The following is a 9,260-nucleotide window of genomic DNA, read 5'->3' as shown; positions in this document are numbered from 1 at the left end:
TGCGGTTGCTTCATTTCGCTTCGCTCCATACCCTTCGGGAACGCCAGGGGCGAACGCAATGACAATTGGGCATTTCTTTTTGTGGAGGTCTCTAAATCCCCTTGAATCCCATACCAGCTTCTACCTGTTGCTGTGCTGGAGTAGAATTCACCTTGCTAGAAGCCTGACGCCAAGTGCCAACTTGGCTCAAGAATATACCTACTAAAATCAAGCTACCGCCAATATATTGAGCGAAATTAGGGGCTTCACCCAAAATTAAATAGGCTGCTAGGATGCCTACAATTGGGCCAAATGAGCTAACTAAGGAAGCCGTAGATACAGTGGAAGTTTTCAAGCCTTTAATCCAAAAAGACTGGCCTAATACCACAATCAACCCGCCATAGAGAAACATCCATTGCCACAAGAATGGTGAGAGAACATCAGCAAAATGATCCCTGCCATAGAGTACTAAAGCAATAAAGAAAAAGATTACGGTTCCTAATGCAGTCCGAAAAATACTATAGATTCCCAAAGGAATCTGCGAAAGATGTTTCTTGCTAATAATTGTGGAAGCAGCTACAGCAATAGATCCTGCTGCCGCCAAAAGTTCCCCTATGCCTAAACCGAAACCTCCCATGTTCATCATGGTTTCTGTTGGAGGCTGAAGGATAATAGTTAGGATAACGCCGATAAAGGCTGCGATCGCACCGATAAATTCCCAAATATTTACCCGTTCTCTCAATAACCAAACTGATAAAGCCAGAGTTAGAGGCGGTTCCAAGCGTCCCACCAAAATGACATTGTTTACTCCTGTGAGTGCCAATGCCTGGAAAATTAAGCCAGGGGCTAACGCTCCTGATAAAATAGCTACTACTGTTAGACTGACCCAATCTTTCCTTGAGAATTGCTTCAAAGTAGCTTTGTTCCACTGCCGCCCATAGATAAGGATCAGAAGTATCAAGGCGCAAAGATTTCCCACAAATAAAACATTACACAAAGAAATCGGATTGCGATTACCAATAAAATGTTGGGCACCAATTTCTGTTAACTTCCGAGTAACTGCGCCAGATGCTCCAAAAATTAGCATTGCTAGCCAGAGATATGTTTGTCCTGAAATTCTATGGATTAGGCGATGTGATTTTTTGGGTCTAGTCACAATAACATCACTGCAATAAAAGCATTGCTCATTATCTTAAGTTGCCTTCACGCAGTTCAAAATGAGGTTTTGTTGAGAAAACACTTAAATTATGCTGTGACTTTGAATGACCATGATTATCTGAGAAGATGCTGAGAATTAACTAAATTTTCTCAAGGGATAAATTCATCAAAATAGTGGCTTAGTTTCAATGAGTTCTCACTGCCACCTGAGATGCTTAGGATGTTCAGGATAAAACAAAGAAGAGAAGTAACAAATGAAACTCGCACCCTTTCTTACAAGTATAGCCTTGGTTGGTTTTTTCACAGTTTGGGACGTACCCTTAAAAGCAATCAATCCTTCATTAGTGCAAGCATCAGCAGCCGAAGAATTATCTGTAACGCAGAAACTAGACTTGCTGACTAAGAGTAAGGGTCAGATTGGTAGTGGCGATCAACTACGTCGTTTCTTTTTTGGTGACTTGGAGCCAATCGGTATCCAAGTAGGTGGTGCAGGTCATGTAGTTAACCTTTATAACAAAGCCAATGATGTCACATTCGCTTACTGTTCACATTACGATGTGATTGTTGCCATTAAGAAAGGTAAGGTGACTAAGTTTGAACCCAGTGAAGTGAAGTAATTTATTGAGGACGTTGAGTGCAAAAACTCAGCAATCATGAATATGTCCAAAGAATAGTAGAATATCTAACCAGCAAAAGGAGCAGAGTTTTCCCTTAATGTCCTCATAAACTACTACCTTTGAAAATAGTCTTCTGGAAATTTTCTGAACAAGGGGGATGAGTGCTTTTTCTCCTTGTTCTCTTGTCTATGTTGAGATTTTTATGGAAAAGGTAGGGGTGCGATCGCGTGCTGTATCATAATGCATAATCCTAAAATTAACAATATTTTTTATACTCTTCTATCATAGCTTTCTGATATATTTAACATCATATTTGTGAGGCTATCAAAAATTATTTTTGGTTCTCCATCTTCAATTGATTGTAGATATATTTCTGAAATAAATACAAAACATTCATGTTTACAAGCAACAATTATATATGACTGAGGGTCATGATAAAAAATAGGGAACCAATCTGATTTCCAAATATCAGCATTAACAATTTCTACTTGTAATTCATTTTCTTCTTTATTTAATTCTGGAATAATAAATCCATTTGTCATATCAACCATTTCAGCTAATTCTTCATATAAATCTTTATCCCACTCATAATCAAGTTCAGGATCATCCCACAACCCTATTAGCTGGTTGTATTCATCAATTGCATCTTCTAGGGAAAGAAAAGTGTATCTATGAAAAAACTGCGCTATTTTTTCTCCTTTACGTGTACGCATACCATTCCGCCATTGGTAAAGTTCATAAACTTCTTTTGGCAAGCGAAAGGGCAAGTTTTCAACTTTTTCTTCAATTTCTTCATAAGTCAATCCTGGTTGCAGAGAATAAGCATAAGAAGGTTTGTTTTGCTGCAACCAATTTAGAATTCTGTCTAAAGCATCTGTTAACAGTGACATAAATCCAGAAATTTTTACTTTTATAAACAGTTGCCTCTAGCTTAACTTTGCTTATGGTTCTTAGGTAAAGAGAATATAACTAGCAATAAGCTAACAACGCGAATGAGAGGAACAATTAAAAATGTGAAGATTAAAAGTGTGCGATCGCGTGGTTTATCAGGATATATAGTTTCTTGTTTAAGAACTCCATTGATGTATCGGCGCTCTATTTTAGTCATGACACACTTATATTGATACTCAACTTCAAATTTTTCATTTATCTCGTGGTCATTCAACCAATTTTCATCACGTATATAACTATAAAAACCTTCCATTTTATAGCTAGATGTCATCCTACGGAAAATTTTACCTTGAAAGTAACTGCTTAATTCCTTTGTATTTCCTTTCGCATCTATAATTCGAGTTTCTAAAATTATATTGTCTGGATGATATTTAGTCATAACCTGAGAGCCATCAGGATTATTAATTACTTCAAATCTAGCTTCTCCAATATAATTTAATTCCGGTTCATATTTTTGTAGGATTGTTTTTGCTAGTTTATTGTCTTGTTTCAAATGACCACTTTCATCTATATAATAAGCATTTATCTCATAGCACTCTGCTATACACTGCATCATATTAGTTAAATTGGTATAGCGGATATCATCACTAAGATAAGTATTAAGTACAGGCGAACTTTCTGTATTTTCTTCAGCACCTATAATAGCAAAACCTTCATTTTCAAAATCAAAGATAGGAAACCACCCAAATGGTAATGATAAACCAAAATTTTTTGATATTTCTTTCTCTAACTGTAATGCTTCTTCTAATGGAATAAATCGGTAATAAGAGAAAAACTCGCTATCGTCATCAATCATGCCATTCCGCCATTGGTAAAGTTCATAAACTTCTCTTGGCAAGCGAAAGGGCAAGTTTTTAACTTTTTCTTCAATTTCTTCATAAGTCAATCCTGGTTGCAGAGAAGAAGCATAAGAAGGTTTGTTTTGTTGCAACCAATTTAGAATTCTGTCTAAAGCATCTGTTAACTGTGACATAGATCCAGAAATTTTTACTTTTATAAACAGTTGCCTATAGATTAATTTCTCTTTATACTTAGAGTGCTATTAAAATAAAAACAACCGCTCTATAAAATAGTAGCTTTTACAATTTCATTAAGCTTATTAATACTGCTCTACCCAAGCACAAAAATCTTGCTCATACAGAGTTTGTAACATTTGCAGTTCTATAGACTTCATGGCGCTCCTTTCCTTCTTAGCAAATAAATAGGTAGGCGCAAGTTAGCTTTGATTTATAGCAACGGACAAGGAAGTTAGGACATTAACTGATGATAAAACCTATATACAAATAGACTTTCAACCCAATCCCCAGTCTCTAGTCCCTTGCTATAGTTCAGCATTCGTCATAAAATCCAAATTCCCGACTTTTATCAAAAATCGGGAAGGGATGCTATTGAAACAAACACTTTGACTGCTGCATTAGTTAGGAGTTCTCCACATCTCCTTGAGTTCCTTCTACTCCGACTGAATCGGGTTGTCTCTCGGATTAACTAACCTCAGCAATTTTTGCTTAATTTGAGCGTCGAATACTTCCCATTTCATTTTCGCATAAGCGGAATTTTCGTTGCTGCCTGATAAGAAGCCCATTGGAATTTCAAAGCCGCCTGCGCTTGTTCTTCCACCGCCGAAAAAGCGGCCTGCACTATCTTGTCCAAAGGCTTCTTTGATGAATTCATCGGGGTCAAGGGTAAGTTTACTGGTTCTCAGGGAACCAATGACTATTTCCAATTCTTCGTCTTCATCGTGAACAATGCCGTAAACTACGGCGGTGTGGACGTTTTCTTCAGTGACGAGAAAATCAGCCGCTTGGGGGATGGCATCGCGGTCTTCGTAGCGCAAATAACCAACACCAGCAATGGAAAAGTTATTTTGAACGATGCGATTTTTTAGCGATCGCTCGATCACATCCATTACCCGCTTGGAACGGTTCGCCTGTAAAATGGCATTTAGCAGTTGAGCATCATAAAATCGGCTTAAATACGCCGCCGCCATAAAGTCTTCTTCTTGGGCTTGCATCAGGCGATTTGTATCCGAGCGCAAGCCGTGCATCAAAGCAGTTGCACATTTGACGTGTTGATTTATGCTGCTATCTAATGCCAATAATCCCGTTTGTAGGTATTGAGTAAAAATTGTTGCCGTCGCTCTTACATAAGGACGGATATCCTCAAACTCTGAGTACAGATCGCCTTGGATACTGTGATGGTCGATCAGTACTACCAGGGGAATTTTAGCTTGCTGCACCGCTGATAATAGCTGTGAAGTCGTTCCCTGGTTATCAATTAAGACAAAACCTTGATAACACGACAAATCTTTGGTTTTCAAGGTTTGCGTTGTCCAGCGTTGGATCGGTAAGTTCGTCAGTCTTACCAAGGCAATATTCTCTTGATGGCTTAATGCACCAGCATAAATTATTTCACATTTGATATCATATTGCTGGGCAATTAACTGATAGGCCCAGGCACAGGAGAGGGCATCAGGATCGGGAAAATCTTGCAGAATTACCAGTTGGCGATCGTGTCGGTGTGCTAAAAGGGTTTTTTGCAGTTCTTCTGATTTTTGTTGTGCCAGCGAATTACCACGCTGATTGAGATATATAGCCCCATCACCTACCGATGGCGGTAATGACGGACTCTTAAATGCAACTTCCACTGGCGCTTTCTCGATTTCAGGTTCCTCTGGGTTTGGCTCTGTGGTCAACGACAAACTCTCAAATTGAGTAACGGGAGAATTAAAGTACATAGGGAACTTTTTTAAAGTGTGAGGCTCCTTTAATTCAGAAATACTACGAGCAGCAATTCACTGAATTTAGCCACATTATTATGATCTTCGCAAAAATATCAAAACATTGCACTATACATCTAAGTATATTTTTTGTCAGTAACAGCGCTTAACTCAACTAAATTCCACTAAAGGGCATACAGCAAGTAAGTTGAGTATATTGGGCTGTATCTGGCAGCATAAATCTGTTTTAGGGGCTTTTTTCTCTTTCGCAAATTTGCTCTGCGGGATTTTTATCTGACTTTGGGTATACTTTCTATCTTATACTTTAGGATTAGTCCTTGATATTTTAAATATTCTTATGCTTAATATTCTCATTATTGTGACTATTAAGCAATTAACAATTATTTTTTTTTGATGAACAATATGTGTTTATATCCCCTTTGAAAATTCTGATTGTTCAGAGTAAAGCCTAATGGAAAAAGGCACAAGGCAGGGGGATGAAAGAATGATTGGGGACTGGGGACTGATATTTTTACTCAGCACTCAGCACGGGCTAAACCTTAGCTATCCGCTAAAAGCACTTTCAAGGCAGGATGAGGAGCAAAGGGAAAATTCATGCACAAATTTAGAGGCTTGAGCGAGCGTTGAAGCATTCCGCTTCTTTGCAAGCTATACAGCCGCTAATTTTTTAACATTCCATAACTTTAGTTATTGGCTTTTTCCCCTCTGTTCTCCTGCTTTTTTTGCTCAAAGACCTATGACATACTTTTGCCATTCTGTGTGCAGTCCACTCTTAAGATGCTTGCTAACCTCGAAATAGAGACTGCTATAGGGTTGGCGTGGAGGATGACGCAAAGGCATGTGAGCTTCGTGGGGAGTCCGACTACCTTTTTTGACATTGCAACGGACACAAGCAGTAACAATGTTCTCCCAGGTATCGCCGCCGCCGCGCGATCGCGGTATTACATGATCTAGGGTCAACTCATCACCTGTGTAACCACAGTATTGACAGGCATGACCATCACGGTGCAATATATTTCGGCGAGTCAGAGGAATTTCTTTATAAGGAACGCGTACATAGTGACGCAACCGAATTACGGTCGGCAACGGGAAATCCGTGTACAGAAATTTACCGTTGTGTTCCACGCGTTCTGCTTTGCCCTTGATTAAAAGAACTACAGCACGACGCCAACTCGTTATATTGAGAGGTTCGTAAGAGGCGTTTAAGACTAAAACCTTCCCCATTATTTGCGCTCAGGGTATGAGTTTTACAATATATTAACACAAATACACCCTGCTAGGGAGGTGAGAAGAAATTATACTTGGAAAATTTGGAAATTAAGTTACGACTCTCAACTCCTAACTTTTACTTTAGTGCCGCAACATCTTGTATCAATTGCAATATGAAGGTTAAACTTCCTATTTAATCTGATCTCGCTTTTAGGAGCGTGTATAGATAGATAACTTGAAAGTTTAGCCGTGGTGGGATAGGAGTCAGTACAAATGTTAAGTGGCAAAGAAATCCCTGGTGTAGTTCCCGATCAGCAGTGCGACACCTACGCGTGGTTTTCGCAACGAGCTTGGGTAGAAATTGATTTAGGGGCGTTGTCGTACAATGTACAGCAATTGGTACGGTTTTTATCGCCGCGTACCCAGTTGATGGCAGTAGTCAAAGCTGATGCCTATGGACATGGTGCGGTGACAGTCGCCCAAACCGTAATTCAATCGGGAGCTAGTTGGCTGGGAGTCGCTACAGTTCCAGAAGCTATTCAATTGCGAGAAGGCGGGATTCAAGCGCCCATTTTGATTTTAGGGGCAACTCATACACCAGAACAGATTCATGCGATCGCACATTGGAAACTCCAGCCCACACTCTGTAACCCTAAACAAGCTTTAGTATTTTCTGATACTCTGGAATCCATGAATTATGGTTCTCCAGTACCCGTGCATATCAAATTAGACACGGGAATGTCGAGATTAGGAACTAATTGGCAACAAGCTGGCGAATTTGTGCAATTAGTCCAGCGTTTGCCACATCTTTCTATTGCTAGTATTTATTCCCATTTGGCAACAGCAGATGATCCTGATACGACGGTAATGGAAGAACAGCATAAACGATTTGAGGATGCGATCGCTCAAATCAAAGCAATGGGAATTCAAGTCCCCTGCTTGCACTTGGCCAACTCAGCCGCCGCGCTCACAAATCCGGCATTGCACTACGACATTGTGCGAGTAGGTTTAGCCGTTTACGGACTTTACCCAGCACCGCATTTACAAAATGCGATCGACCTCAAGCCTGTTTTGGAACTTAGGGCACGAGTTACCCAAGTTAAAACAATTGCCGCAGGAACAGCTGTTAGTTACGGTCATAAATTTATTGCCCCGCGTGAACTTCGCCTCGCCGTCGTGGGCATTGGCTATGCTGACGGTGTGCCTCGCGGTCTTTCCAACAAAATGCAGGCGTTAATTCGCGGTCAGCGAGTGTCGCAAATCGGGACAATTACAATGGATCAGTTAATGCTGGATGTGAGTGCTATACCTAATATCCAAGAAGGAGAAGTAGTCACCTTACTAGGGGAACAGGGAAAAGAACAAATTTCAGCCGATGATTGGGCAAAACAACTAAATACTATTTCTTGGGAAATTCTCTGTGGGTTCAAACATCGTCTGCCTCGTGTTGCAGTTATGTAATTGGGAATTGGGAATTGGGCATCGTTATTCTGCCCCTATTCCCTATTCCCAAAAATAATTTCTTATGCTACGATAGTAAACTGATGCGGATGTGGCGGAATTGGCAGACGCGCTAGATTTAGGTTCTAGTTCCGAAAGGAGTGAAGGTTCAAGTCCTTTCATCCGCATTTTTGATTTCTGAAAACTGCATGAGTCTCTTGGCTCATGCAGTTTTTGAATTATCTCATCCTCAACTGCAAGCAGGAGAGTTGATAGATATAGATTCTACCGATGTAAGAAGGTTATTATCTGTTTTTTTAACTTTGCGATCGCTACACTTCTTGCGTAATATCAAAAATCAAATCGGGTTGCTAGAGATTTTGTGATCTCGTAGAACGTGCGTAGGTTCTATACCAGTTAGAAAAACCTTCTAATAGTTGGAAAGTAACTATTAGAGAAGATCGACGCAGATTGAAAAGAACTTTTAAGGATAGTCCTAGTTTCAAAGTATATTTACAGGAAGTTTGGACTTAGTGTTATCAAGATGCAAGAAAACAAGCCAGTGATGAAACTGGTTTATCGTTTGATGCTTTTGCGGTAGACTCTCCCTTGACTACGGATGAATGTTTAGATGAAGACTTTTTACCTGATTAGTGGATTATTGATATTTAACCCACAGCATAATCTGTAAATTGGCGTTTAAATGGCGAATGAAAGCCGATGACAATATCCTGCTTAGGGATACCTAAATTTGCTAAATCATCTCCTACTTCATTTTCTGTTCCATTGTGTTGCAGCCAAACTTTACCATCTTTGATGTCTAGATGTAAAAAACAACCATAAACACGACGTTGATTTTTCCAACCGATATTTACAAGTTGATAGTGGTGATGTTCTGTATCAAAAATTAATTGGGTTTCAATTTCTGGATCTTGACTAGAAATTGCAGCATATTCTTGAAGAAGTTGCTGAATTATTTGTTGATATTTTTTTAGTTTATCCATTCGACAATATCCTCCGTTACAGGCTGATAAGTAATCAATTTAAGTTGATATGTTTTAATAATGTTTTGTACAGAAATGTTGAATCCTAATACAAAACTTTACATATTTAGTTACACTAACTCTAAAAAGCCTAAAATAGTCAACATGACATCATCTCCTCAAACC

At 39.3% G+C, this 9,260-nt stretch carries 9 protein-coding genes, 1 tRNA gene and 1 pseudogene; 5 read left to right on the top strand and 6 right to left on the bottom strand.

The annotated features are described in order from the left end of the window. Window positions 1–91: 91 nt before the first annotated feature. On the bottom strand, window positions 92–1,135 hold the full coding sequence (locus V7L31_RS13315; RefSeq protein ID WP_334696658.1) for a DMT family transporter: 1,044 nt from the start codon (window positions 1,133–1,135) through the stop codon (window positions 92–94). Between the two features lie 256 nt (window positions 1,136–1,391). On the opposite strand from V7L31_RS13315, the gene V7L31_RS13310 reads away from it, so the two are divergent. Continuing rightward, a complete protein-coding gene (locus V7L31_RS13310) occupies window positions 1,392–1,754 on the top strand; it encodes a hypothetical protein (RefSeq protein WP_179068632.1) in 363 nt (120 codons plus the stop codon). Between the two features lie 269 nt (window positions 1,755–2,023). Here the strand turns inward: V7L31_RS13310 and V7L31_RS13305 are convergent, their stop codons facing one another. From V7L31_RS13305 to V7L31_RS13290, 4 genes are all read right to left on the bottom strand, one after another. Continuing rightward, complete coding sequence (locus V7L31_RS13305; RefSeq protein ID WP_334696657.1) at window positions 2,024–2,644, bottom strand: SMI1/KNR4 family protein; 621 nt, start codon at window positions 2,642–2,644, stop codon at window positions 2,024–2,026. A gap of 41 nt (window positions 2,645–2,685) precedes the next feature. Continuing rightward, on the bottom strand, window positions 2,686–3,678 hold the full coding sequence (locus tag V7L31_RS13300) for an SMI1/KNR4 family protein (RefSeq protein WP_334696656.1): 993 nt from the start codon (window positions 3,676–3,678) through the stop codon (window positions 2,686–2,688). Between the two features lie 477 nt (window positions 3,679–4,155). After that, on the bottom strand, window positions 4,156–5,439 hold the full coding sequence (locus tag V7L31_RS13295) for a DHH family phosphoesterase (protein ID WP_334696655.1): 1,284 nt from the start codon (window positions 5,437–5,439) through the stop codon (window positions 4,156–4,158). Between the two features lie 729 nt (window positions 5,440–6,168). Next, window positions 6,169–6,666: an HNH endonuclease gene (locus V7L31_RS13290; protein WP_094349059.1), complete on the bottom strand. Its 498-nt coding sequence runs from the start codon at window positions 6,664–6,666 to the stop codon at window positions 6,169–6,171. Window positions 6,667–6,924: 258 nt separating this feature from the next. On the opposite strand from V7L31_RS13290, the gene alr reads away from it, so the two are divergent. From alr to V7L31_RS13270, 4 genes and pseudogenes are all read left to right on the top strand, one after another. Further along, a complete protein-coding gene (gene alr, locus V7L31_RS13285) occupies window positions 6,925–8,112 on the top strand; it encodes an alanine racemase (protein WP_334696654.1) in 1,188 nt (395 codons plus the stop codon). 85 nt (window positions 8,113–8,197) lie between these two features. Then, window positions 8,198–8,279: transfer RNA gene (locus V7L31_RS13280), tRNA-Leu, on the top strand. Between the two features lie 21 nt (window positions 8,280–8,300). Then, complete coding sequence (locus V7L31_RS13275; protein ID WP_334696653.1) at window positions 8,301–8,477, top strand: hypothetical protein; 177 nt, start codon at window positions 8,301–8,303, stop codon at window positions 8,475–8,477. Window positions 8,478–8,514: 37 nt separating this feature from the next. Next, a pseudogene (locus V7L31_RS13270) lies at window positions 8,515–8,745 on the top strand (DUF29 domain-containing protein); the annotation flags it as partial. 14 nt (window positions 8,746–8,759) lie between these two features. On the opposite strand, the gene V7L31_RS13265 reads toward V7L31_RS13270, so the two are convergent. Next, the gene (locus tag V7L31_RS13265; RefSeq protein ID WP_334696652.1) at window positions 8,760–9,095 is read right to left on the bottom strand and encodes a XisI protein; all 336 of its coding nucleotides are present in this window, start codon (window positions 9,093–9,095) and stop codon (window positions 8,760–8,762) included. Between the last annotated feature and the right edge of the window lie 165 nt (window positions 9,096–9,260).

The organism is Nostoc sp. (genome assembly GCF_036916655.1).
GTDB lineage: Bacteria > Cyanobacteriota > Cyanobacteriia > Cyanobacteriales > Nostocaceae > Nostoc.
Note: the sequence above shows the minus strand (reverse complement) of the source record. Positions and strands in the feature narration are given on the sequence as shown.

Bases quoted from the DNA above. Each gene is read 5' to 3' on its own strand.
- V7L31_RS13265 (WP_334696652.1), bottom strand. From the start codon at position 9,095: ATGGATAAACTAAAAAAATATCAACAAATAATTCAGCAACTTCTTCAA.
- V7L31_RS13295 (WP_334696655.1), bottom strand. From the start codon at position 5,439: ATGTACTTTAATTCTCCCGTTACTCAATTTGAGAGTTTGTCGTTGACC.
- alr (WP_334696654.1), top strand. From the start codon at position 6,925: ATGTTAAGTGGCAAAGAAATCCCTGGTGTAGTTCCCGATCAGCAGTGC.
- V7L31_RS13305 (WP_334696657.1), bottom strand. From the start codon at position 2,644: ATGTCACTGTTAACAGATGCTTTAGACAGAATTCTAAATTGGTTGCAG.
- V7L31_RS13275 (WP_334696653.1), top strand. From the start codon at position 8,301: ATGAGTCTCTTGGCTCATGCAGTTTTTGAATTATCTCATCCTCAACTG.
- V7L31_RS13290 (WP_094349059.1), bottom strand. From the start codon at position 6,666: ATGGGGAAGGTTTTAGTCTTAAACGCCTCTTACGAACCTCTCAATATA.
- V7L31_RS13310 (WP_179068632.1), top strand. From the start codon at position 1,392: ATGAAACTCGCACCCTTTCTTACAAGTATAGCCTTGGTTGGTTTTTTC.
- V7L31_RS13300 (WP_334696656.1), bottom strand. From the start codon at position 3,678: ATGTCACAGTTAACAGATGCTTTAGACAGAATTCTAAATTGGTTGCAA.